Below are 24,384 nucleotides of genomic sequence, written 5' to 3'. Positions count from 1 at the left end.
CTTCTAGAACAAAAAAATTAGCTTTTTAATCTTATCACTTAGGCGCAATATCCAGCTCGTAAATGTTTATACTCAACTATTCAACGAGGTAATTATGAAAGGTTTACGCTTTATAGGTTTAGGCTTAGTAGGTTTAAGCGCAATGGCGTTCTCTGTAATTGCAGCTGCATCAGACGAAGCACCTGCAGAGCTGGTAGTGGAATTAACCCAGTTCTGTAAAGAAATCGCAGAAGAAGAAGGCACAAAAGGCAAGTCGGAAGACGTATTTGTATTAGAGTGCGTAAATGATGAGCTAGAAGCTGAAGGTTACCAGAAACTGAAATCTTTAAACTAATCTAATAAGGTGAGTTACTGATTCACTTTAACTGAATGAATGATAAAGCCTCGCCAGAAATGGTGGGGCTTTTTTGTGCCCTGCTTTTGAGATGCCTTTTCGAGTTCCCTAGCATTGTATATAGCAATGCATGCGAAGGTGGCTTTAGTTAAACGCATCAGCGTTCAAAAAATGCATCAACCAAATCGGCGAGCGACTCCTCTAGCTCTTCTTCGAAAGCATCGATATCAATACCAAAGCTATCCATATATTTAGCCGCATTGTCACGGGAAAGTACGGCATTTTTTATCTGAAACTCAAGCTCAGGCAGTGTCTTGTCGTAGCGGGGCTTAATGGTCCATCGCAAACAATGACCATGGTTGTCTTTTAGCTTTTTTTTGGCAAATACACAAAACTCCTCGACGTAGTCAGCACCTTGCGGCCCAAGACATCCCGGTTCTATGCGGTACATTACCAGCAGCTTTTTATATAGCGGAAGTCGCGTTTCCATCACATCTTCAATTAGCTTAAAGAGTTGATTATCGGAAAGTTTGGAGAATTTTGCCAGCCAAGTAAGGGGAGAATGCGAGAAATTTCACACTCCCCCGTGTCATTACTCTGCAAGTTCAGGATCTTTTATGAACAAGATATCCATGATGATTGCAGGATCCCACTCGCGCATTTCTGCTTCGCATTTCAGTCGAATTTCGTCTAACTCACTGATCGTTGCAATCGAGAATGCGTCATCCACGATAATGTGGACTAACAGATAGACATCCCTACCCCGCTTACTAATTCGCACTTCCACATGTTCATATGGGACGTCAGCCAACGTTTTTTTGAATTTTTTCTCGATTACCGCCGAGATAGCTTCAGGCGGCGCTTTGTTAATTACTTCATTAAGGCTTTCACGCAAAATCTTAAAAGGCACAGGCAACATTGCCGAACCAAGAATAATCAATAAAACAGGATCAACGTACGGCGACAGCGTTCTATATTCCGTCAACTCTAACGCGTAGGCCAAAATAAAAGCGAACAAGATGGATGCACTTAGCACGCCGTCTATCATCCAAGTGTGAGAATCCACTTTTACTAAATCGGACAGTAAATGCTTGCCTTTTACTCGCATGTACAGAGAGATACTAAAACAGCCAACCGTTGCCACAACACCGTAGACCATACCAATACCATACTCAGCTGCGTGCCCACCTGCTAATAAACTCTGAACAGAGCTCGCGACGGCATACAGACACGTGGCAATGATAATAAGCGACTTAAACATGTTTAGCGTAGGTTCAATTGCCGTGTAACCAAAGTGAAACCGGTCATCGTCAGGGCGTTGAACCAAATTGGCCACTTTAAGCGTTAGCATTGACATAACAAAAGCGATTAACGAGTACGCGGCATCAAATAAAATAGCGCCTGAGCTCGTTAAAATGGCAAAACCAAGCGCAATAATGACAAATGCGCCGGCAATATAAAAAGAAAGCGTTAATAGACGCTTTTCTTCAAGGTGATGGAAGCCAATGTCCATGAAAATCACTTCGAAATTAAGGTGCGCGGATTCTACTCCGATATTTTAAAAAAAATAGTGCTTTAAATAAAATATTGCTATTTTTTTAAGCAATTCAGTGATACATAGCGCCTATATTATTTCGACTCAACGCACTGCGTTTTTAGCACCCGTTTTAAACTATGAAAATCGTTACCCATCCTTCTATAAAAAGTTACTTTGATGCTGATGAAAGCCGGCAGGAAGTCGAGCAGGCATTCTCTCGAGGGCTTGCTTATGCGGGCCATTCCCTAATGGTGCCAGAGAAGTTTAGCTATCAAGTACTGCCTCACTTTAACGACCGTTATGCGTTGTTCAATCAGGGTGAGAATTATGAACTTATATCCAATGTTTGCTTACATCGACAAGCTCAACTTCTTGAAGGGCAAGGCCGGGCACGCAGCATAGTTTGTAAACTCCACTGCTGGGGCTATGACAATACAGGCCAGCTTAAAGGTGCGCCCCACTTTAAGGATGCCCTTAGCGGTCAGTTGAAAAAGGAATCACTGTCAGTGTGGAACGGTCTTCTATTTCGAGGGCGATCTCCTAATATGGACTTATCTGCCCTTGGGCTTGAGGACTATCTCGACTTTACCGATTACTTTTACGCCGGTTCTGAAACCACGGAATATCAATTTAACTGGAAGACATTCATCGAAATCTATCTAGAGAACTATCACGTGTACTCCATGCACCCTGGGCTTCGCCAGTTTGTTAAACCCGATGATTTAGAATGGTCGTTTGGCGATGATTTTTCAGTTCAAAAAGTTGGGCTAGGCGACCAGCTTACCAAGCGCACAACACCGCGTTACAGAGAGTTCCAAGACGCATTATTGGCACGATTCGGGCAAACACTTCCTCGCTTTGGCGCAATATGGTGCTTTTTGTACCCTAATATTATGATTGAGTGGTACCCAGATATTATTGTCGTCAGCACGATTTACCCCAAGGGTGCCGGCGCATGTGTAAACCACGTTGAATTTTATTATCCCGAAGCACTTTATAAAGATATGCCAGACTACTTTGCAGCGGAAAAAGCGGCCTATATGGAAACAGCGGTAGAAGATGAAGAAGCCTGCCTATTGCTAGAAAAAGGTCGACGGGCACTTTATTTATCAGGCGAAGAAGAACACGGTCCCATAGAACCGTTTTTAGAAGCGGGCGTGGCGCACTTTTACGATTGGCTTGCTAAACAGTAGCAGTCTTAGTGCTCTAAATAGTGGTATTTCACAAAAAAGGAGTTTTGATGAACAATTACAAAGGGTCTTGTTTGTGCGGGTCGGTGACTTTTAAAATTGAGGGTGATTTTGACAGTTTTTATCTGTGCCACTGCAAACACTGTCAAAAGGATACAGGTTCGGCCTTCGCAGCCAACCTGTTTTCAAGTTCGGCTATGTTAACTTGGGCATCGGGTGTTGACGCTGTAGTCAACTTCACGCTCGAGAACACGCGTCATAGCAAAAGTTTCTGTAAAATTTGCGGTTCAGCCCTTCCTTGTACTCAACTCGGTGACATTCTAGCCGTACCCGCTGGGTGTCTGAATACAAAACTACTGATTAAACCTACTGCACATATCTTCGGCGTAAGCAAAGCTGCGTGGGAAGAAAACTTAGAAACCATCACAAAATTTGAACGTTTACCGTAACAAACATTGAATACTCATTCGAAACCTAATGGCTTTATACTAAACAAAATTCGCTGCTTGAATAACGGCAGGTCGATTGTTGCTCGCATTCACAACATTCTCCGCTTAACGTGTTCCGTTTTTGTCAAAAATAGCGAGTAACTTTTTCAGAAAATTCTATAGATCTCACAATTCCGCCTGTCGTCCCCCAACCTTTCAAAAAACATAAACCAATGATCTAAAAACATTTTATTGAAATGGCATATGCTATGAATAACTCCATGTGAATACTCTCCTCCGTTTTTAAGCAGTATGGAGGCCGAAAAACCAAGGAGTTAGATATGAAAAAATTAACAATTGCTACACTAATCAGCGCCGCACTTTCTACTGCCGCGTTTGCCGGCAACGGTATCGAAAAAATAGACACCACATTTGCCGATTTGGATAACGATGACAACGGCTATATTTCACGAGAAGAAGCTGACGACGATGAGATTTATGCGCACTTTTCCAAAATTGATACCAATTCAGACATGCAGCTTTCAATTAAAGAGTTCAATGCTCATGTAACGAAGCACCCTCAACATTTCGATGACGACGTGCTTGCAACGGTAAAATCGATGAAAGAGAGTATGGGTACAGAAGGTACAATGGAAACGGAAGTTAAAGTTGATACTGATGTCGATGAAGTGGTTGCCGCGACGAAAGACAAAAGGCTGACTCACGAACTAAGAGCTAAGACTGAGTTGAAGGCTAACGGAAACTTAGAAAAGACAAACGTTGACAACGTCGCTGAAGATACTGTTGTTCACGATAATACGGTTATTGCAGATGAAGCGGTCATTGCGCGCAGTAAATTTGAGATGATGGACGCTAACAGCGACGGTAAGCTTACTAAAGCTGAAGCCTCGAGAAGTGGTGTAACACGTGATTTTGATAATATTGACGCAAATGACGATGAATTAATTACGCGTACGGAATTTAAGCGTTATCAGAGTAAGTATGAAAGCAACTCAAGTGATAGTTCTGAAGAGTAATGACTAAGTTGTACTAGCTCAGATTAGATCTGAGCTAGATTCTTTAGCATCTAACTTTCGGGTGTTGACTTAATCACTTCCTCGATTTCACTGTTACCACTCAAGCGTGCGAGATCGATAAGATAACCTTTTTCTAGCTTATCCAAAGTGTGTCCTTCAAGTCGCGCTTTTACCTCTTCAACATCACCATTGGCAATAGAAGTTTTAAGCGCTGCATGATTATTTAACGAGCGGTCTTCTGTTTTTTCAGCTGAATCATTCACAGTCATCGTTCATCCTTAATTTTCACTTAGTAAAAAAACATTAGTGCTTTTTACCTTTTGTAGTTAAAGATGACACTAAACGATCACACCGTTATGCCACCCATATCTCGAACTGCCAAGGCGTGAGTTTACACACTGAATCAGCTCCGAAGATTTTCTTTTCGTCGCGCTCCCAGTGCGCATACTCACCTTCAAACAATGGTTCTTCAAACGTTACATCAAGCTGCTCATTTGAAAAATTAATCACAACGAACACTTTTTCATTTTCATTACAACGTACAAAACTAAAAACCTTTTCCATCTTAGAATTTGGCACCTGAATCATTCTGGTCCCGTATTCTCCATTTCCTAGCACGGCTTTGGATTTTTTAAGAGCAATTAGCTTGCGATACAAGTTGCCTATTTCATGTTCTTGCCAGTGTATAGGGTCGCGCTCAAAAAACGCTAAACGCTTGGTTTCCCCAGCTTCTTGCCCGTTGTGAATGAGCGGCATGCCTTCACCCATTACCGATAAAGCAATACAGGCTTCAAGCGCATAACCAAATTGTTCGCGCTGGGTGCCATCCCAGGCATTTTTGTCATGATTACTCACGAAGGTCATTCTGTAAGCCGAGTGAGGCCAGCTGCGTTCATTCCACGAATAATACTTGCGCAACCTATCCAGTGAACATTGTCCGTGTGCGAGTTCGTGTAGCGTCTCGTTCCAACTCCATGCGTATGTCATATTGAACGCATTTTCGTGAAGATCTCGATTCTCCCATTCAGCCAACATGAAGACTGGTCTGATTGCGCTTAGCGTTTGCACTGCTTGCTGCCAAAAATCGTTGGGGACATACCCCGCTACATCACAGCGAAACCCATCAATGTCGAACTTTTCAACCCAATAACACAACGCGTTAATCATGTATTTGCGAAGGCCAACGTGTTCATAATCAAACTCTATGATATCGCTCCAATCCCACCACGGAGATGGACGAAAATCACCTTTGTAGTCTTTGGCGTACCACTCGGGGTGCTGTTCAACCAAAGGATTATCCCACGCACTGTGATTTGGCACCCAGTCTATGATGACTTTTAGCGAAAGCTTGTGCGCTTCATCCACCAGCGCTTTGAAATCCTCTTCGCTACCAAATTCAGGGTTAATGGCCAGATAGTCTTTTACTGCATAGGGACTTCCAAGCTCCCCTTTCCTGTTTTTTTCACCAATAGGGTGTACAGGCATAAGCCAAACAATATCAGCGCCAAGTGATTTAATGTGAGATAACCCCTTTCTCACTCCTTCAAAATTACCTTGCTCTGAAAACTGTCGAGTGTTGACCTGATAAATAACAGCGTGAGATGACCATTCTGGCTGAAGCACGTTATATCGTTTCTTAGGAACAGGATTGATATCCATATTATCTTTCCTTATCGAGATTAGCGTTTAGAAAAAGAATTTGGTTCTGCGTCGCGTTACTTTAGGCTTCAAATTGCAGCGAGCTGGGCTTTTAACTGCCGCAAGCTCGTGGCTTAAAGAATAGGTAAACTTGTAACACCTAAAATTAGTACCCAAATACCGAAAAAAAGTTTTAGACGCTGAACCGAAAATGCTAAAACAACAAACTTTGCAATCGTTCCACCGACTATTGCACCTGCCCCAGCAAACAAAACAACCTGCCATACCACAGACTCGCTTATAAAAGCGTGATATGGCAATGCAGACCACACAGTAAAAGCCGACAAGATAACCGCGCTGGCAATAGACAAAGTTACATTAAACCCTCGAATTATGAGGTAAACAGCGACTAACTCTCCTACTCCTACCGAAAGCCACGCGGTGATAATGCCGCCTAAAAAACCAATGAAAGGTAAAAGCAAAAGATCTTTCGTATGTAAGTCTTTTTTGAAATGGGTACGCTTCATTAGCGGAATAGAAGCAAATATTGCGATTGCTAATAGAATAGAAAAACTACCAAAAGCGATGTGAAGGTTATTGGCCCCACCCCACAAATGCTCTAGAAGCCTTGTACTTTGAGAAGAATACTGAGCGAATCCTATGCCGCATATTGACGAGGGAACCGTTAACATCAGTACACTGGGTAATGCTTTCCAATACTGATCATACTTGTGTTGGTGCTTATAATACGCGGCCCAAGTTAGTGCCCCTGCGGTCATACCACAGCATTGGATGGCGAAACTCGTTGCCACAACGCTTTGCGCAGAAAATGACAGGTAGTTAAAAAACGGAACGAAAACCACGCCACCGCCAGCTCCAGTGGCATTCGCAAATATAGCACCAATAACGCCAAGAACGCTGAAAAGCCCGAACTCTTTAACAAGCTCAATAGGGGCTGGTTGCGCTAGCAAACTGCCGATCCATAAAAATAAAAGTACTATCAACGCTGTTTTACCAGCGTTTTGCTTGATGAGAGAAATCACATACGTCCTTAAGGCAGAAAATACGGCAAGTTACACGGCATGACTTTTCTAAGTACGCAGCCAACTAGCACCTGTACAATTTTCAAACTATTGTTATTCAACTACGTATAAGGTTTTACTTACACAGATATCATATACAGCATTTTAAAAAACATGGTTGAAGTATCTACATTTGAGCATCAGGTGCAACTGCATCTTTCGCCAAACCGCTCAGCAACATGGCAACAGACAAAGCACCTTCTTGCAGCTTTTGCCCTTTTTATCAGCTCGATAGCTATTGCTTGGTCACTGGCCGGTGCGTGGGTCATATTACCTTTTGCAGGATTGGAGGTCGGGTTACTAACGCTGATTATGTATTTAGTTTCTAAAGCGACATACCGCTGGGAGACGCTCTTAATTTCATCAAACAGCATTCAAGTCACTAGCTCAACCGGTATAAGCATAGAATTCTTCCGCCCTGATACGTCCTTGTACTATAAAAAAGACTTGAGCTTAAAATGTGCGCCACAGCTTGTGCTACAAGCCCCTCTGCAGCAATTTGAAGTGGGATCATTTTTAAATTTAGAGGACAAAGAGCGTGTCCATAAATGTATGCAAAAGGCGGGGATCGCAGTATGTTCGAATAAGTGGTGGTAATTCGTGTTGCTTTGAAATGCAACCAATGCGTAAGGCTCCTTATCGTGCATGACACAAAATTAATGATCATTGTGGCTATTTTCGACTAATTAGATATAAGACGCAGCGATAACGAGTTGCGACCTAATGAGGGTTACACTATGAACTTATACATCGAGTCACTAGAAGGCGGCAATTACCTCGCATCAACCGGTATGGGCGCCTCACGCACCTTGGTTCGCGACAACAAGTCACAACCTAAAACGTTTCACTGTTTGAACGAGATTAGGGAGCATTTTGACTCTCAAGCCTTTGAAAAAGTTTGGCTCCGTCAAAGCACACCGTATGAAGAAATGGTTGGTCAAACCGATCATCCCGGTGCGTTAGAGCTTGAAATTGAGTGGTAGCGACTTGCAGGTGTACTAGAAAGTAAGACCAATAGTTTTCAATGTTCCATGCACCACTTAGCACGTTTTTTGCGTACAACTAATGTGACGTAAATTAAAACGGTATTTTATTGAATTAGAAACAGTAAGAATGGTCTTCTTCTGTAGTTAATAAAATACCTACATGCTAAGGAGAATTGCATGAAAATAAGTAAGTTAGCTATTAAATCTGTGTTTGTGGCTGCCGTGTTAGCCTTGACGGCGTGCGCTTCGATGGGCGACGGAACTGTTGCTGAAAAGCGACAAGCTATTTTAGATATGCAAGATAACGCGCTTGCCCGCCTTTATTCTGAAAAGCCCGATACGCGCTCTCAGGTAAAAGACGCCGCCGGCTACGCCGTATTTACCAATGCTAACATCAACGTATTCTTTGTGGCGGCGGGCACAGGCTACGGTGTTGTAAACAATAATGTAACCGGCGCAAAAACATATATGAATATGGCCGAAGGTGGCGTAGGCCTTGGCTTAGGCGCAAAAGATTACCGAATTGTTATGGTTTTCCACACACAAAAAGCGATGAATCACTTTATTGAAAATGGATGGACCGTAGGTGGTAACGCGGATGTAGCAGCGAAAGCCGGTAACAAAGGCGCATCTGCAGAAGGCGAAGGCTACTTGGGTAACGTCACAGTGTATACTATGACTGAAAGCGGCCTTACATTACAGGCAACTGTTAAAGGCACGAAATTTTGGGTAGATAAAGAACTAAACTAATTCTGCCCTAACTATTCCTAACCATATTAGCGATTAGCGCTCCAACACACCGAAGGCCTCTTGAATGCAAGAGGCCTTTTTATTTTTTCTGCACAACTGCCCGCTACCGCTCTAAATCTTTAGGCTGTCTGAATCACAGAAATAACGTTTGAAAATCTCAAGGCAGAAGGAGCAAGTCTACGGTTTCTCTCTTTCTTGCCTTGAGAATCATATCGCTCACATTTTACTGAGCACGGTTTTCCTCAATCTGCATCCACTGTGCTCTTGTACAATTCTCGAGAAGCTCAAATGCTTCAACAACCACATCTTCTCCTTGTATAAATGGATGTGCCTGATTATCTTTCCTATCCGTTAACGCCTTAAGCTTATCTCTTGTTCCGTCTCTTCCAGGGTGATTTGACAAAAATACTTCAATATTTTGTTCTTTCACCAACGCTTTCATTGCATTGGCCGAGTTTGTATAAGACTTTATTCTTGCGACATCCGGACCATAATTGAGCCCTGTGCCGCCCCATAATACAGCGCGATGCCGTTCATCTCCATCTATCACAGGGAGAACGATAGTAAGCGTACCCGGTGTATGTCCAGGCGTTACATAAAACGCTAACTCAGTGCCATTTACGTTGAGTACATCCCCATCTTCAATCAGTAAATCTTTTTCAGGTTTTGCTCCCCAGCGATAGCTTGCAAACGCGTCGTTTTCTAACACGTGCCACTCAATTTCACTCATCACAATACGTGGACTATAAACTGATTTAATCAGCCCAAAACCACCGTAATGATCGCCGTGTCCATGAGATATGATTAGATGGGAAATCGGCTTATCTCCCAACCCGAGTGCCGAAAGTCCGTTAAGGATATAATGTTGAGCTTGTTGGTTATTATTTAGCGCGTCTACTAAAACTATACTTTCGCCCGTATCAATTGCCCAACTTGATACGTTGCCAGCGCCGACATAATAAAGGTTATCGAAGACCTGTTGAGGTGGAATTTGACGACGGACTTTAGCATTTCCTTTTACTTCGCTAACACCATTACTGCGCTTGGATCTCTCGCGCCGATTTTCGCTAATAACGAACATATCCCGCGGCTCTTGACTAATATCGCAAAGACTCGCCAAGCCAGGAAAATGCTTAGCACTTTTCAATCCTTTATCCGCGTAATATTGCGCAGTGTATACATCGGCTGAGTAAGTATTATTGGACATCCAAACCGCCAGAAGCATTATTGCAAGCTGCCATACAGACTTTTTTATACTAACCATAACGCATTCCATTCTAGGTATATAAAACCACATTGTTTTACGATGTTGATTTTTTCACTGTTTGGGACAACTGTATTCAGTTTGCATTAAACCATAAACAATATTTTGCATAAGCACTTTTAATTGGGCATATTTTAAACACAACTGACGAAGGGATTTCTTATGATAATCGTGGTGTTTAATCAAAAAGGCGGCGTAGGCAAATCGACCATTAGCACCAATTTAGCTGCGCAAAGCGCTAAGCTGGGTCATAAGACCTTATTGGTAGACTTAGACGCTCAGGGAAATAGTACTCACTACGTGGGATTTAACGCCAGTGAACAAAGCCTTACCGTGGCCGATATGTTCAAACAAGTAGTTGGCATTTTCAGAACAGCCAAGAAGCCTAACGCGTTCGTGCATGCAACGCCTTATGAAAACCTCTTCGTTATGCCTTCTTCTTCTGCGTTGGCGGAAGTCGAGCGAGAGCTCGAGTCACGATACAAAATTTTTAAACTTAAAGACGCGTTAAAGGAGTTAAAAGACGAATTCGACAACATTTTTATCGACACGCCTCCTAATTTTAATTTTTATTCTAAAGCGGCACTTATTGCTGCTGATGGCTTTTGCGTCCCCTTTGATTGCGACGACTTCTCGGCACAGGCGATTGAGCGTTTACTTGAAAATGCAATGGAACTAAAAGAAGACCACAACCCTGAACTGCGTTTGTTGGGTATTGTTGTTAATCAATTCAATAGCCAAGCAAAGCTTCCAAGAGAGTTAATTGAGACACTTAAGCAGCAAGATTTGCCAGTGTTAGAAAGTTATATAAGTGCCACGGTAAAAGTGAAAGAGTCTCACTCTAAGCGAATGCCGCTGCCTTTCTACTTACCTAAGCACAAAGTGACGAATCAAATTGCGGCTTTATTTGAAGAACTCAATGCGAGCAAAACCTAACGCTAACAAGTTTCGCTAAACATCAATATCAATATGCTTAAGCCCACCCTCGCTGTTACCTCGCTCTTTATCTTTCGAGTTTTCAGCTGATTTTTCGATAATCTCAGTTCGCTTCACGTCTTGAAACTGATCGCGCTCTTCTTCACTGAAATGCTCGGACTTTTTGGTCTTTTGCACTTTCTTCACGCGGTCGTCCGTCTCAATCGGCACTTTTGTGTTGCGAGGCAAAATGGGAAACAGTAGATCGTTGCTCATACGCCCTCCAGAAGTTTGTATTTGTCTCTATAACTTATCGGCAACAAGTTGCCTAAAATTACGGTTCAAAACTAATTCATAACGAATTGTTTTATTATATACACATTAAATTAGAGTTAATGTGCCAAAAGAGTTCACTTTAACCTTGCAAATCCTAATTCAAAACGCTAATGTTTCAGCCGTTCGAAATTAGGAATTAAAATTTTCAAAATGATTAACTGCGCGACGAAACATCACCATCACCACAAAGCATAACCTTTCAGGTTCGTGCTGGAAGGTCTATGTATCCTTCCAGTGGCGCAGATAAAACAAATTCTCGACCCTCGGAAGGAAACTTCCGGGGGTTTTTCGTTTTAGGCGCAATCAAAAGTTAAAACACAACGTGTAAGGAACGTTTCAATGAGTAACAGCAAAAGACTTCGAATTGCCGTACAGAAATCAGGTCGATTGAGCGATGACAGCATTGCCCTACTGAAAGCTATAGGCATTAAACTCAATATTCGTGATCGCCTGCTGATTGCGCATTCTACGAACCAGCCTATTGATTTGCTTCGCGTGCGTGACGACGATATTCCAGGTCTTGTTATGGATGGTGTAGTAGATCTAGGCTTTATTGGCGAAAATGAGCTAGAAGAGAAAATGCTAGAGCGTAAAGCTGCGGGCAAGCCATTCGAGTATGAAGTATTGCGTCGTCTAGACTACGGCGGCTGCCGCCTGTCTATAGCGGTACCTAATGAGATGGATTATCAAGGAATCCAGTCGCTAGAAGGCAAAAAAGTAGCAACAACTTACCCCTACCTACTTGAGCGCTACTTCAAAGAACAGGGCATAAATGCAAAGGCTGTAATGCTACAAGGTTCTGTGGAAGTGGCCCCACGAGCAGGTGTAGCTGACGCTATCTGTGACCTTGTATCTACCGGTGCAACCCTTGAAGCTAACGGTCTTGTTGAAAAAGACGTTATTTTCCGCAGTAAAGCGGTACTTATTAAGCGCGCTGATGGCGAGCTTAGCGACGAGAAAGAAACACTGGTTAACCGACTAATGCCACGTGTTGATGGCGTATTACTAGCAAAAGAAAGCAAGTACATCATGCTACACGCACCAAAAGCGTATTTAGAGCAGGTGAAAAGCCTACTTCCAGGTGCTGAAAATCCTACGGTTCTACCACTTGCTGGAAATGAAGAACAAGTTGCTATCCACGTTGTTTCTACAGAGACCTTGTTCTGGGAAACCATGGAGAAACTTAAAGCCCTTGGTTGTAGCTCTATTCTTGTAATGCCAATCGAAAAAATGATGGGCTAAAAGGCAGGCAATTATGATTACTTGGTCATCTCTTTCGGTAAATGAGAAAAAACAGGCGCTAGCCCGCCCGGCTATGGCCAATAGCCAACAGTTAAAGCAGACCGTGGGCGACATTATCGCCCGCGTTGAAAAAGAAGGCGATGAGGCAGTACTTGATTACACACGTAAATTTGACTGCCCAGACTTAACTAGCCTTGTACTTTCACAAGAAAACATTGATGCTCTTGCTGCGAAGGTAACGCCAGAGGTAGCAAGTGCTATCGATACTGCGTTCAACAACATAAAAATGTTTCACGAAGCGCAAATGCCTAGTGATATCGCGCTAACCACAACGCCTGGTGTTAAATGCGAGCTGCGCTTCACCGCCCTTGATGCAGTGGGTCTTTATATTCCAGGCGGCAGCGCGCCGCTTCCTTCTACCGTATTGATGCTAGGCGTACCTGCATTGGTGGCGGGCTGCGAAAATAAGCTACTTTGTACTCCACCAAACAAAGAACAGCTTATCGCGCCTGAAATTGCGTATGCGGCCAGAAAATGCGGCATCGACAAGATCTTCTTGTGTGGTGGTGCCCAAGCAATCGCCGCTATGGCCTTGGGAACAGACAGCGTTCCTCAAGTAGATAAGATTTTTGGCCCGGGTAACAGCTTTGTGACTGAAGCTAAACAGCAAGTAAGCCAACGTGCTGATGGTGCAGCTATTGATATGCCGGCCGGCCCATCAGAAGTGTTGGTACTTGCTGATGAGTTCGCAAACCCTGAGTTTGTAGCGGCCGACCTGCTTTCCCAAGCCGAGCACGGTCCAGACTCGCAGGCTATTTTGGTGTCTAACAGCGCTACACTTATTGAACAAGCAAAAGCCGCGGTTGAACGTCAGTTAGCAAACCTATCTCGCGCTGAGATTGCACGCCCTGCTATGGAAAATGCGCGTTATATTTTGGCTGATTCCATTGAGCAAGCCATTGAAGCAAGTAACGCCTACGCCGCTGAGCACTTAATTGTACAAATAGAGAATGCCCGTGATTATTTGCCAAAAATTAAATACGCAGGCTCTATATTCCTAGGCCCGTGGTCACCAGAATCTGCAGGTGATTACGCGTCGGGCACTAACCACGTACTGCCAACCTATGGCTATGCTAAGAATTACTCTAGCCTTGGATTATTAGACTTTATGCGTCGCTACACTATTCAAGAGCTAAGCGCAGACGGCATGCGTAATTTAGGCCCTGCGATTATGGCACTGGCCGCTGCCGAGGGCTTAGATGCACACGAACAGGCCGTTGCACTTCGCATGCAGGCACTTAAGCAAGGAGACGCCTAATGTCGGCACTTATCGATAACCTAATTAACGAAAATTTAGTGCCGCTAAAGCCGTATGAATCGGCTCGTCGCTTGTTTTCAGGTGGTCAAGACTGGCTTAATGCCAACGAGTCACCTTATGCCAACGAATACAGCGTAGATAGCAGTAACTTTAACCGCTATCCGTCATGTCAGCCCGAAGCGGTAGTCAGTGGTTACGCAAACTACGCAGGGCTCGACAAATCGCAGCTTATAGTTACCCGCGGCGCAGATGAAGGCATTGAGTTGCTTATTCGCACCTTCTGCACGCCGGGTAAAGACAGCATTCTGATATGCCCGCCTACCTACGGTATGTATGCAATCAGTGCTGAAACCTGTGATGTGGGCATTAAGAAAGTGCCGCTTAACGACGACTTTAGCCTTAACGTGAATGCTGTATGCGCTGAAGATGACGTTAACGTGATTTTCATCTGTGCGCCAAATAACCCAACCGGTACGCCAGTTGCTCATGAAGACATTAAAACCGTGCTCAATCACTTTGCCGATAAAGCACTGGTTGTTGTAGATGAAGCGTATATTGAGTTCGATGCCGACAATACGTGGGCAAATGAAATAAACAACTATCCAAACTTGGTGGTACTTCGTACGTTGTCTAAAGCGTTTGCTCTTGCCGGTCTTCGCTGTGGTTTTACACTTGCTCAGGCACCCGTCATCCAAGCACTACTTAAAGTGATAGCGCCCTATCCCATTCCAGAGCCAGTAGCGCAGATTGCTGCACAAGCATTGTCGGCTGAATCGCTAACGTTACTTGAGCTTCAGGTGGCTACTATTAACCGGGAAAAAGAGGCCCTAGCCGAAGCGCTGGAATCTATCGAAGGCTTTGAATTAGTGGGTGATAGACGAGCAAACTTTATCTTATTCCGCTACGCAAAAGCGCAAGCCCTAATGCAGTACTTGGTAAGCCAAGGCATGCTTATTCGCGATCAATCAAAACAGCTTAACTTACAAAACTGTTTACGCGTAAGCATAGGCACTGAAGAGCAAAACCAGCGTTTAATGCAGCTAATTAACGAATTTAAAAATAATGAGGACGCGGCATGAGTCAGCAAGCCATTTTATTTATTGACCGCGACGGTACACTCGTAGAAGAGCCGCCAGTAGATAAGCAATTAGATAGTTTAGAGAAGCTTGTTTTCGAGCCAAATGTTATTCCTGTGCTACTTAAACTAAAGGCAGCTGGGTTTAAACTCGTGATGGTAAGTAACCAAGACGGCTTGGGTACAGACAGTTTCCCGCAAGAAGACTTCGACAAGCCACACAATGCCATGATGGCCATTTTCGAAAGCCAGGGTGTAGTGTTTGACGACGTGCTTATTTGCCCGCACTTCGATGCTGATAACTGTACATGCCGCAAACCAAAGCTTGGCTTAGTACAAGAATACCTACAGCAAGGCAAAGTGGACTTCACTCGTTCGTTTGTTATTGGTGACAGAATTACCGATGTACAGCTTGCTGAAAACATGGGTATTCGCAGCTTTCAGTACAACCGTGAAAGCTTAAATTGGAACGATATTCAGAAAAGCTTGTTAGCGTCTTCACGTATTGCAGAAGTGGTACGTACCACCTCTGAAACCGACATTCGCGTGCGTGTAGATCTGGATTCGCAGGCTAAGTCGACAATTCAAACCGGCATGGGCTTTTTTGACCACATGCTTGACCAAATTGCGACCCACGGTGGCTTCGAGCTAAACCTGACTACCGATGGCGATTTGCACATTGACGATCACCACAGTGTAGAAGACACCGCGCTTGCCCTTGGTGAAGCGCTTAAAAAGGCACTAGGCGACAAACGCGGTATTGGTCGCTTTGGTTTCGCGTTGCCAATGGATGAATGTCGTGCGGAATGTATTATGGACATTTCTAACCGTCCACACCTTAAGTTTGACGCTGAATTTAGCCGCGATCAGGTAGGTGAAATGGCCACCGAAATGGTACCGCACTTCTTCTATTCACTTGCACAAAGCATGGGGCTATCGCTACACCTTTCCACCAGCGAAGGTAATGCACACCACCAAGTAGAAAGCCTGTTTAAAGTATTTGGCCGTGCGCTACGTCAAGCCATTACGCGCCAAGGCGACGCGCTACCAAGTAGTAAAGGAGCCCTGTAATGTCAGTGGTAAACCCCAGCCAGCGACAAAAAATAGTCATAGTAAATACCGGCTGCGCGAACATTTCATCGGTACGCTTTGCCCTTGAGCGCTTAGGCGTTGAAGTGGACGTATCTGACGATGTAAACGTGATTAAAAGCGCTGATAAAGTGTTTTTACCCGGCGTAGGAACAGCGGCAGCAGCGATGGCAAGCATTAAGCAAAAAGCGTTAGTGGAAACCCTGCAGTCGCTTACCCAACCTGTGCTAGGCGTATGTTTAGGCATGCAACTTATGGTTGAAACCAGCGCTGAAGGTGGTTTTCAAGGTACAGGCAACATCGACTGTTTGAACCTAATGCCAGGTCATGTGGCTCGCATGGAATCAAAAGGCGTGCGCTTACCTCATATGGGTTGGAACACAGTCTCTCATAAAGAAGAAAGTTTATTTAAGGGCATCCCACAAGATACCTACTTTTACTTTGTGCACAGTTTTGCCGTTCCTGAATACGAGCACACGCTTGCAAGCTGCACTTATGGTAATACTTTTTCAGCAGCGATAAATAAAGACAACTTTTACGGGGTGCAATTTCACCCAGAGCGTTCTGGCGAGGCCGGAGCACAATTACTGACTAACTTTGTGAACCTATAATGATTATTCCAGCGATTGATCTTATTGACGGACGCGTAGTACGCCTTTATCAAGGCGACTACGAGCAGAAAACCCAATACGAACTGGACCCAGTAGACGTGGTTCACGACTATGCCGACCAAGGTGCAACCTGGCTGCACATTGTTGACCTAACAGGCGCTAAAGACACCAGTAAACGTCAGCTTTCACTAATTAAGTCTATGGTCGATACCAAGCGCATGCAGTTTCAAGCAGGCGGCGGTATCCGTAGTGAAGAAGAAGTGGCGCAATTACTAGAAACGGGCGTAAGCCGCGTAGTGATTGGTTCTTTGGCGGTAAAACAACCCGAGCTTGTGAAGTCTTGGGTAGATAAATACGGCCCAGAGCACATTGTATTGGCCCTTGATATCAATATTAGCGACAGCGGTGAAAAGCTTATTGCTACCCACGGTTGGCAAGAGAATTCTGGCGTAGCCCTTGAAGGCTTGCTTGAAGACTTCGCTACAGTAGGCGCAAAGCATGTGCTGTGTACCGACATTAGCCGCGACGGCACGCTACAAGGTGCGAACACTGAGCTGTATCAAGAAATGGCAGCCCGTTTCCCACACGTTAGCTGGCAAGCGTCTGGCGGTATTGGCAGCATCGCTGATATCGAAGCGCTAAAACCCACAAACGTTGGCGGCGTTATTCTTGGGCGCGCACTACTTGAAGGTAAGTTTACGGTGAAGGAGGCTATCGCATGCTGGCAAAACGCATAATACCGTGCCTTGACGTACGCGACGGCAAAGTTGTTAAGGGCGTTCAGTTTAGAAACCACGAAATTATTGGTGATATTGTACCTCTTGCTGAGCAATATGCAAAAGCGGGGGCCGACGAGTTGGTATTTTACGATATCACCGCAAGTTCTGATGCCCGCGTGGTAGACAAAAGCTGGGTAAGCCGTATAGCACAGGTTATTGATATCCCGTTTTGCGTAGCGGGCGGCATTAAGAGCATTGAAGACGCCGGTCGCATTTTGGAAATGGGTGCAGATAAGATTTCGATTAACTCCCCTGCCCTTAATAACCCAGATCTAATTAACCAGCTACACGACGTATACGGTCAACAGTGCGTCGTGATTGGTATCGACAGCTTTTATAACGAAGCAACCGACCAATACGAAGTGTACAAATTCACTGGTGATGAAGCGCGAACGCAAAAAAGCCAGTGGCAAACCATCGATTGGATTAAAGAAGTTCAGTCGCGCGGTGCGGGTGAAATTGTTCTGAACTGCATGAACCAAGACGGCGTGCGCAAAGGCTACGATGTGAAGCAGCTGAAAGCCGTGCGCGATGTCTGTGAAGTGCCGCTAATTGCGTCGGGTGGCGCAGGTGAAATTGCCCACTTTACGGATGTGTTTCAACAGGCTGACGTAGATGGCGCGCTTGCAGCATCAGTATTTCACAAGGGCATCATCAATATTGATGAGTTGAAAGCAGAGTTGACCAGCAATGGCGTTGCCATGCGTAAGCGTCACGGATTAACGACGCAAGCAGAAGGAGTAAACCCGTGATCATTACTAACGAAAACAGCAATAAATTAGCTTGGGACAAAATGGACAACCTACTACCCGCCATTGTGCAAGACGCACTGTCTGGTAAGGTATTAATGCAGGGCTACATGGACCAAGACGCATTGGCGAAAACCCTTGAAACGGGCAAAGTGACATTCTTCAGCCGTTCAAAACAGCGTCTGTGGACCAAGGGTGAAACATCTGGTAACACGCTAGATTTAGTGAGCGTTGCTTGTGACTGCGATCAAGATTCACTGTTGGTACTTGCCAACCCTAACGGCCCGACATGCCACACTGGTGTTGAAAGCTGTTGGTTCGACGGCAACACACCAGCCTTTACGTTTCTTGCAGATTTAGAGCGTGTATTGGCTTCCCGTAAAGACGCGGATCCTAAAAGTAGCTATACCGCTAGCCTTTACAACAAAGGCATTAAGCGAATAGCACAGAAGGTGGGCGAAGAAGGTGTAGAAACCGCATTGGCTGCGACTGTACACGACAAAGAAGAGCTAAAGAATGAAGCCGCTGACTTGTTGTACCACTTAACGGTACTGCTTCAGGTGAGCGATATGTCCCTTAACGATGCACTTAACGTGCTGCGTGAGCGTCATAAGTAATCCGTTGTAAAACTCGTTTATTATTCAAAATGCCCTTCTCGTTTCTACGCGAAGGGCATTTTTGTATCGCAGAGCTTTGCACTTTATTGCAATTAACATTGTTTAGCCTGCTTAAAAACTGAGCAAAAAGTAATCCATCAGTTAAGGAAACGCGACTAGCGCGGCGTTCCCAATATCCAATCTATTCCATGGATAGCAACGGTGGGAAATACGGTCGCATGCGACGCGCCGCCGATAACTTGCAATTGTAGTGTTATGTTTTGATCTGCCTTAGCGTTGATTTTACTTGCCAATGCTTTGCTCCCCGCAACCATATCTTGACCCTCGCCAAACTCAGGCGTTTCAAAGCTTCCCACACCAATGTAAACACGCTTGGGCGATTGAGTTTCAGCCATTTCTAAGGTTAGTAAGTAATCGTCATTAAACCACACTGAAGGGCTAACAAGCACATAGTTAGAAAAGGTTTCAGGGGATTGCATGAGCACGTAGCCGCCAAATAGCCCGCCTAATGAATGCCCAATAAAAGTCCGTCGATTGGCGTCTACTCGATATGTAGACTCAATAAATGTTAATACATCTCGTCTAATAAATGACAGATACTCAGCAGCAAGACCGGTTTCCAGTTTCCAACTATCGGCTATGGCAGGAGTGTAGTCCCTTACTCTACTCTCTACGCCTTTTGATTCTAGGGAATAAGACAACCCCACTATGACCGCTTCTTCCATTTGGCCTACGTTTACTGGCATTCGCATAGAGCCTACAATAATAGGAAAACTGTAAGGCGCATCTGTTGTGTATATTACGGGGTAATCCTTGGAAGGAGATGCGTTATAGCTTTTTGGCAACTGTACAAATAACGTATATTTACGTGCAGTTTCCGTATCTTCTATTGTCACCATTTTGCTTCTAATTAACGAAACAGACGCTTCAGAAATGATAGGTTTAATGATTGATTCAGCAAAAGCACATGAAAATGCACTTCCGACAAGAATTATTGCTGTTAGAAAGCGAAGCACCGTAACCCCTTAGTGGCTTAAACGGCATGTTATAACGCAGCTAATTTCAATTAACCACTGTTTGCACACCAAGGGTCACTTTTTGACTTCTCTATTTCTCGATTTCCCTTACCACTTGGCCATAAGCCAGCAGCGCGAACAGTCCCGTTCCGCCCACAATATTTCCTAGTAATGTTGCACCAATTAGTGAGAGTGTTTCAAGAACGCTTATTTTATTTTGCAGTGCTAACAAGAAAAGTTCTGTTGAACCGGCTATCACGTGCGTAAAATTTCCTATAGCAATTAAATAAGTAAAAATAACTATCATCAATATTTGAGAATGCTTAACCGATGGCTTCATCCATACTATAGCGGCAATGATAAACCCTGACGTAATGCCGTATGAGAAAGCGTCTGATGGTGATAGCTTGGCATAATGTTCAGAAATAGCGGTCATCCCTTCAACCAGCTCTGGTGGAACAGATTGCAGCGAAAAGCTGAAAAACGCAGCCAAAAAGGTGCCGAACATATTGGCGGTGAAAACGATGAACCACAGGCGCGCAATGCAAAAGCCCATATTGAACGAAGGTTTACTCAACAAAGGAAGAATGACCGAAAGCGTATTTTCGGTAAACAATTGAAGTCGACCAACAATCACCAGCACGAAACCAACCGTATAGCCCAAGTTTTCGATAACAAACTGATTGGGAGAGTTTGCAAAGAGGTGATGCAGAATTCCTTCAGCAAGAATTGAAATCGAGATGCCAATGCCTGCCGCCACACCAGACCACCACAATGACATTATAGGACGCTGAAGTTCTTCTAACCCTTCCCTGTGGACAATGGCATACAAAGAAACAGAATTTAAGCTCTGATTATCTCGTACATCTTTTTCTTCAGTATGACTAAGGGCAACGTCTTGCTCTTGGCGCCCAGACTCCTTTATTTTTTCCGTCACTCATGTCTCCTGCAACTCTTTGCTTAACTAGGACGTTTGCCTCAATTACATAGTATTTGGTCTACGACACAGTTATTTAACAGGCACTAACAGACCACCCTATTCGGTTACGTTGATTAAGCACGTTTTTGGTCACAATAATTTTGCCTATTTCAGATATAGCACTCATTTTAATAAAAAAGCCCGCGTGAACGCTGTTCACACGGGCTTTGATCTTATTAACGGCCGTTATAATGCTCGCAAAACGTAAAACATGAACTAAGGGTTCAACAAGGTTGGTTGCCCTAACCCAAGCGCTTGTAAACGCTCAAACTGGGTATCTTTGTCCCCTACTATCAAATAAATCATTCTATCAGGATGTACATATTTACCGTATAGGCGCTTTATCTCACCCACGGTTAACGCTTTCACCTCAGCTTCTTGCTGTAAAACGTAATCATTGGGCAAGCCAAAATCGCTGATTTCGCTAACCATACTCAGTTTAGCGCCTAACGTTTCAAACGCCCTAGCGCCAGATTTGAGAGTAAATCCTTTCGTAACGTCTAAATCTTCATCTGAATAGTTTGTGCCAAACGCTGCTAATATATCCATGATAGCTTGCGTTGCTTCTAAGGTAACGTTCGACCTTACGGCGCTTCGTATGGTGAATTCACCCGTATATTGATCGCTAGAAAACGATGAACGAATGCCATAGGTGTAGCCTTTGTTTTCACGTAGTTCCTGCATAAGCTGTGAGGCGAAACCGCCCCCGCCTAAACGATAATTCATCACACTGACTTTATAAGCATCATCATGAGTAACATTCGGGGCGGAATGGCCGAAATAAAGCACTGACTGTTTAGCCCCAGGCACGTCATAGAAAAAGAGTTGGGCGCTTTCTGGCAGTTTGGGCTCTGGTACCTTCGCAAAAGTAACATCTTTTGGTAACCATCGCGCATTAAGTGGCGCTAGGCTTTTTACAACGTTCTGTTGCTTGATGTCTCCCACAACATGGAACTTTGCCAATGATGGTGTGAAGTATTTCTCGTAATACCCCTTTAGGTCATCAAGCGTTATATCATTCACACTTTTCTTATCGCCAAGCACAGTTTTAGCAAATGGATGCGCGTCTCCGTAAAGCAGTGTTTTAAACTCAACCGATGCAATGGCATTGGGGTTAGCTTTTATTTGTTCAATCTGGTTAATAGTGTCGTCTTTAGCTAATTCAAATTCCTGTCCATCAAAACGAGGGGAAAGAATTACTTCAGTCACGAGCTTTATTAAGTCACTGTAGTGTTTAGACAATACCGTTCCGCTAATAGTAATGTCAGTTTCAGAAGCACTGGCCTCCAGAGAAGCGCCTAAAAGCTCAATTTCATGTTCTAGCTGCTCGGGTGTTTTTTCCGCCGTACCTTTAAGCAAGGTTGCGGCAAGTAAATTGGCGGTTCCTGTTTTACCTGCTGAGTCTAGAAGCATGCCACCATCTAGCTTTAACTCAAACGCGACTAAAGGCACTTCGTCATTAGCAATACCCGTTACTTTGATGCCAGACGACAGTGTATTTTGCCAAACCTTAGGTGGTGTAACTTCTATTGATTCACCATAAGCAGGCTCTTTCGTGCGATCAAACGATGACGGAGTACGTTCGTATTCAGCCGCAACTGACGCATCAAAGCTCTCTTCCGCCCCCGCGACAATTTGCTCCTCCACTACATTAGCTTCAGTAGAGCCGCTTAACACCAATTCTTGCTGTCCCTTAGGTACAAAGCTGGTGGCCACAAACGGTTTATCCTTAATATAGGTGCTATAAACACGCATTACATCTTGTTGTGAAACGCCCAGAATTTTCTGAACATCTTGGCTGATAAATTCAGCCCCGCCCGCAAAAATTTCGTATTGCGCCAATTGAAAACCTTTACCTAAGACGCTTGAAAGTCCTTGATAAAATTCTGTTTCTTGACCTGCTTTTATACGCGCCAAATCCTTTGAAGAAATCCCGTCTTTCTCAAAGCGGGCGAACGCTTCGTTAACTCCATCTGCAACAGTGTTTAAGTTCACGCCATTAAAGGCCATAACCTGCAGCTGTAGCTGTCCAGCAATCTCAGCATCATAGCCATAAAGATAAACATCACTGGTGAGCTTCTTCTCGTCAACAAGCACCTTGTTCAGCGGAGCATTTTTGCCTTGGCTTAAGTACTGAGAAAGTACTTGAAGTGGATAATAGTCATCGTGATATTCAGGTACGGTTGGCCACACCATAGTTAAAAGTGGCGCTTGTGCAAAATTATCTATATGGAATCGTTTTATAGTCTCATTGAGCTTCGCAGGTTGGGGCTGTAATTTATTGATTTGCTCTCCCGCAGGAATTTCATCGAAATATTTTTTAACCCACGCTTTAGTTTGATTTACGTTAATATCACCCGCGATGGTAAGCACCACATTATTAGGTACATACCATTTTTTGAAAAACTCTTTCACGTCAGCAAGCGTTGCGTTTTGCAGATCTTCTAACGACCCAATCACTTGCCAACTATACGGGTGCCCTTCAGGATAAAGATTTTTATCAATCACATATTGATTGTGACCATAAGGACGATTATCCACACTCTGGCGCTTTTCGTTTTTCACCACCTGCTTTTCTTTGGCGAGCACAGGGTCTGTTACGGTATTAATGAAAAATCCCAACTTATCGGCTTCAGCCCAGATCATTTTTTCTAAAGCATCAATGGGTACAGTTTGGAAGTAATTGGTACTATCACGACTCGTCGAGCCATTTGCACCTGAGCCGCCAATTTTCGCACTGAGTTTATCAAGACCGCCTTTTCCCAAGTTCTCTGATTCGAGAAAAAGTAAGTGTTCAAACAAGTGCGCAAAGCCTGTTCGCCCTTCTTTTTCTCTGGCTGAACCCACATGCGCAGTGAGGGCGACTGCAGCAACGGGATCAGACCTGTCAACGTGCAGTACAACGGTAAGCCGGTTATCCAGAGTAAAACGCTCGTAGTCCACGTTGAACAGTGACGTATTTAGGGAAGCAGTACTATTATCTGCATTAGCGGTTGTTTCGCTGGTTATATCGGAAGCAGTTCGTACATTTTGTGGATCATTGGTGTTATGCGTACACCCTGTCGAAACTGCACTTAATGTTATTACAGCAATTGCAGTGTACATTCTTGTTCGTTTGAATGTTTCAAGCATTATGTATGTTCTTTGCCAGTCAAAAATGTAACAAGTACCACAAGTGCACCACCAGTGCCATGACATTCCTTTTTTCAGACATTTTAAGCATGCCTAAACGGGCGGCGTTCATCTTTTACAGAGTGAAATATAAACATATGATTTATATGAGTTTTATTGCTTTTTTCAACGCTCAATACCCTGTAGCTAGAGCAACCTTAATTAGCTACCGACATAGTTCGTTACATTTTCCACACCTCAATTTTGAACAAATTAGGTAATTTACAATCTACATCTATTA

General features: G+C 44.1%; 26 protein-coding genes and 1 other annotated feature. Of the genes, 16 read left to right on the top strand and 10 right to left on the bottom strand.

Annotation, left to right across the window (positions count from 1 at the left end):
• Positions 1-94 precede the first annotated feature (94 nt).
• The gene (locus MHM87_RS06845) at positions 95-334 is read left to right on the top strand and encodes a hypothetical protein (RefSeq protein WP_239258222.1); all 240 of its coding nucleotides are present in this window, start codon (positions 95-97) and stop codon (positions 332-334) included.
• Positions 335-491: 157 nt separating this feature from the next.
• Here MHM87_RS06845 and MHM87_RS06840 read toward each other — a convergent pair whose 3' ends face one another.
• A complete protein-coding gene (locus MHM87_RS06840; protein WP_014976933.1) occupies positions 492-824 on the bottom strand; it encodes a hypothetical protein in 333 nt (110 codons plus the stop codon).
• Between the two features lie 102 nt (positions 825-926).
• On the bottom strand, positions 927-1,847 hold the full coding sequence (locus MHM87_RS06835) for a cation diffusion facilitator family transporter (RefSeq protein WP_239258220.1): 921 nt from the start codon (positions 1,845-1,847) through the stop codon (positions 927-929).
• A 161-nt stretch (positions 1,848-2,008) separates the two neighbouring features.
• Here MHM87_RS06835 and MHM87_RS06830 point away from each other — a divergent pair, with 161 nt between their 5' ends.
• From MHM87_RS06830 to MHM87_RS06820, 3 genes are all read left to right on the top strand, one after another.
• Entirely contained in the window at positions 2,009-3,064 is a 1,056-nt protein-coding gene (locus MHM87_RS06830; RefSeq protein ID WP_131136649.1) for an SRPBCC family protein, read from the top strand.
• 47 nt (positions 3,065-3,111) lie between these two features.
• Positions 3,112-3,510 carry a GFA family protein gene (locus MHM87_RS06825; RefSeq protein ID WP_239258218.1) on the top strand — a complete coding sequence of 133 codons (399 nt, stop codon included), beginning with the start codon at positions 3,112-3,114 and terminating at the stop codon, positions 3,508-3,510.
• 320 nt (positions 3,511-3,830) lie between these two features.
• On the top strand, positions 3,831-4,526 hold the full coding sequence (locus tag MHM87_RS06820; protein WP_239258216.1) for a calcium-binding protein: 696 nt from the start codon (positions 3,831-3,833) through the stop codon (positions 4,524-4,526).
• A 50-nt stretch (positions 4,527-4,576) separates the two neighbouring features.
• Here MHM87_RS06820 and MHM87_RS06815 read toward each other — a convergent pair whose 3' ends face one another.
• The 3 genes from MHM87_RS06815 to MHM87_RS06805 all read right to left on the bottom strand — a co-directional run bounded on the left by MHM87_RS06815 (position 4,577) and on the right by MHM87_RS06805 (position 7,207).
• Positions 4,577-4,795 carry a hypothetical protein gene (locus tag MHM87_RS06815; protein ID WP_110288592.1) on the bottom strand — a complete coding sequence of 73 codons (219 nt, stop codon included), beginning with the start codon at positions 4,793-4,795 and terminating at the stop codon, positions 4,577-4,579.
• Positions 4,796-4,880: 85 nt separating this feature from the next.
• Complete coding sequence (locus MHM87_RS06810) at positions 4,881-6,185, bottom strand: alpha-amylase family glycosyl hydrolase (protein ID WP_239258214.1); 1,305 nt, start codon at positions 6,183-6,185, stop codon at positions 4,881-4,883.
• A 113-nt stretch (positions 6,186-6,298) separates the two neighbouring features.
• On the bottom strand, positions 6,299-7,207 hold the full coding sequence (locus tag MHM87_RS06805; RefSeq protein ID WP_014976941.1) for a sulfite exporter TauE/SafE family protein: 909 nt from the start codon (positions 7,205-7,207) through the stop codon (positions 6,299-6,301).
• A gap of 153 nt (positions 7,208-7,360) precedes the next feature.
• On the opposite strand from MHM87_RS06805, the gene MHM87_RS06800 reads away from it, so the two are divergent.
• The 3 genes from MHM87_RS06800 to MHM87_RS06790 all read left to right on the top strand — a co-directional run bounded on the left by MHM87_RS06800 (position 7,361) and on the right by MHM87_RS06790 (position 8,982).
• Positions 7,361-7,843: a DUF2244 domain-containing protein gene (locus MHM87_RS06800; protein ID WP_239258212.1), complete on the top strand. Its 483-nt coding sequence runs from the start codon at positions 7,361-7,363 to the stop codon at positions 7,841-7,843.
• Between the two features lie 116 nt (positions 7,844-7,959).
• A complete protein-coding gene (locus tag MHM87_RS06795; protein WP_257721543.1) occupies positions 7,960-8,229 on the top strand; it encodes a DUF6482 family protein in 270 nt (89 codons plus the stop codon).
• A gap of 180 nt (positions 8,230-8,409) precedes the next feature.
• The gene (locus MHM87_RS06790) at positions 8,410-8,982 is read left to right on the top strand and encodes a YSC84-related protein (RefSeq protein WP_014950022.1); all 573 of its coding nucleotides are present in this window, start codon (positions 8,410-8,412) and stop codon (positions 8,980-8,982) included.
• 223 nt (positions 8,983-9,205) lie between these two features.
• On the opposite strand, the gene MHM87_RS06785 is transcribed toward MHM87_RS06790, so the two are convergent.
• Positions 9,206-10,246 (bottom strand): MBL fold metallo-hydrolase, encoded by a 1,041-nt coding sequence (locus MHM87_RS06785; RefSeq protein ID WP_239258210.1) that lies wholly within the window; start codon positions 10,244-10,246, stop codon positions 9,206-9,208.
• A 162-nt stretch (positions 10,247-10,408) separates the two neighbouring features.
• On the opposite strand from MHM87_RS06785, the gene MHM87_RS06780 reads away from it, so the two are divergent.
• Positions 10,409-11,182 carry a ParA family protein gene (locus MHM87_RS06780; protein ID WP_039225210.1) on the top strand — a complete coding sequence of 258 codons (774 nt, stop codon included), beginning with the start codon at positions 10,409-10,411 and terminating at the stop codon, positions 11,180-11,182.
• Between the two features lie 15 nt (positions 11,183-11,197).
• Here MHM87_RS06780 and MHM87_RS06775 read toward each other — a convergent pair whose 3' ends face one another.
• Positions 11,198-11,437, bottom strand: coding sequence for a hypothetical protein (locus tag MHM87_RS06775; RefSeq protein WP_014950026.1), 240 nt, complete (start codon positions 11,435-11,437; stop codon positions 11,198-11,200).
• A 230-nt stretch (positions 11,438-11,667) separates the two neighbouring features.
• Positions 11,668-11,786: a sequence feature (His leader region), on the top strand.
• Between the two features lie 50 nt (positions 11,787-11,836).
• On the opposite strand from MHM87_RS06775, the gene hisG reads away from it, so the two are divergent.
• The 8 genes from hisG to hisIE are packed head-to-tail and all read left to right on the top strand — an operon-like array spanning position 11,837 to position 18,977.
• Entirely contained in the window at positions 11,837-12,739 is a 903-nt protein-coding gene (hisG, locus tag MHM87_RS06770) for an ATP phosphoribosyltransferase (protein WP_014950027.1), read from the top strand.
• A 13-nt stretch (positions 12,740-12,752) separates the two neighbouring features.
• Positions 12,753-14,057 carry a histidinol dehydrogenase gene (hisD, locus tag MHM87_RS06765; protein ID WP_239258208.1) on the top strand — a complete coding sequence of 435 codons (1,305 nt, stop codon included), beginning with the start codon at positions 12,753-12,755 and terminating at the stop codon, positions 14,055-14,057.
• Positions 14,057-15,136 (top strand): histidinol-phosphate transaminase, encoded by a 1,080-nt coding sequence (gene hisC, locus MHM87_RS06760; protein WP_039222813.1) that lies wholly within the window; start codon positions 14,057-14,059, stop codon positions 15,134-15,136. Before hisD ends, hisC begins: the two co-directional genes overlap by 1 nt.
• The gene (gene hisB, locus MHM87_RS06755; protein WP_014950030.1) at positions 15,133-16,203 is read left to right on the top strand and encodes a bifunctional histidinol-phosphatase/imidazoleglycerol-phosphate dehydratase HisB; all 1,071 of its coding nucleotides are present in this window, start codon (positions 15,133-15,135) and stop codon (positions 16,201-16,203) included. Before hisC ends, hisB begins: the two co-directional genes overlap by 4 nt.
• The gene (gene hisH, locus MHM87_RS06750; RefSeq protein WP_039225202.1) at positions 16,203-16,832 is read left to right on the top strand and encodes an imidazole glycerol phosphate synthase subunit HisH; all 630 of its coding nucleotides are present in this window, start codon (positions 16,203-16,205) and stop codon (positions 16,830-16,832) included. The genes hisB and hisH overlap by 1 nt, the downstream gene beginning before the upstream one ends.
• Complete coding sequence (hisA, locus tag MHM87_RS06745; RefSeq protein WP_239258206.1) at positions 16,832-17,569, top strand: 1-(5-phosphoribosyl)-5-[(5-phosphoribosylamino)methylideneamino]imidazole-4-carboxamide isomerase; 738 nt, start codon at positions 16,832-16,834, stop codon at positions 17,567-17,569. Before hisH ends, hisA begins: the two co-directional genes overlap by 1 nt.
• Positions 17,551-18,363: an imidazole glycerol phosphate synthase subunit HisF gene (hisF, locus tag MHM87_RS06740; protein WP_239258204.1), complete on the top strand. Its 813-nt coding sequence runs from the start codon at positions 17,551-17,553 to the stop codon at positions 18,361-18,363. The genes hisA and hisF overlap by 19 nt, the downstream gene beginning before the upstream one ends.
• A complete protein-coding gene (gene hisIE, locus MHM87_RS06735) occupies positions 18,360-18,977 on the top strand; it encodes a bifunctional phosphoribosyl-AMP cyclohydrolase/phosphoribosyl-ATP diphosphatase HisIE (protein ID WP_239258202.1) in 618 nt (205 codons plus the stop codon). The genes hisF and hisIE overlap by 4 nt, the downstream gene beginning before the upstream one ends.
• A 155-nt stretch (positions 18,978-19,132) precedes the next feature.
• Here hisIE and MHM87_RS06730 read toward each other — a convergent pair whose 3' ends face one another.
• The 3 genes from MHM87_RS06730 to MHM87_RS06720 form a co-directional block, all read right to left on the bottom strand.
• The gene (locus tag MHM87_RS06730; protein WP_239258200.1) at positions 19,133-19,993 is read right to left on the bottom strand and encodes an alpha/beta hydrolase-fold protein; all 861 of its coding nucleotides are present in this window, start codon (positions 19,991-19,993) and stop codon (positions 19,133-19,135) included.
• Between the two features lie 91 nt (positions 19,994-20,084).
• A complete protein-coding gene (locus MHM87_RS06725; protein WP_239258198.1) occupies positions 20,085-20,930 on the bottom strand; it encodes a formate/nitrite transporter family protein in 846 nt (281 codons plus the stop codon).
• A gap of 258 nt (positions 20,931-21,188) precedes the next feature.
• Positions 21,189-24,104 carry a pitrilysin family protein gene (locus tag MHM87_RS06720; protein WP_343213316.1) on the bottom strand — a complete coding sequence of 972 codons (2,916 nt, stop codon included), beginning with the start codon at positions 24,102-24,104 and terminating at the stop codon, positions 21,189-21,191.
• Between the last annotated feature and the right edge of the window lie 280 nt (positions 24,105-24,384).

It is taken from the genome of Alteromonas sp. Cnat3-28 (assembly GCF_022348265.1).
GTDB lineage: Bacteria > Pseudomonadota > Gammaproteobacteria > Enterobacterales > Alteromonadaceae > Alteromonas > Alteromonas macleodii.
Note: the sequence above shows the minus strand (reverse complement) of the source record. Positions and strands in the feature narration are given on the sequence as shown.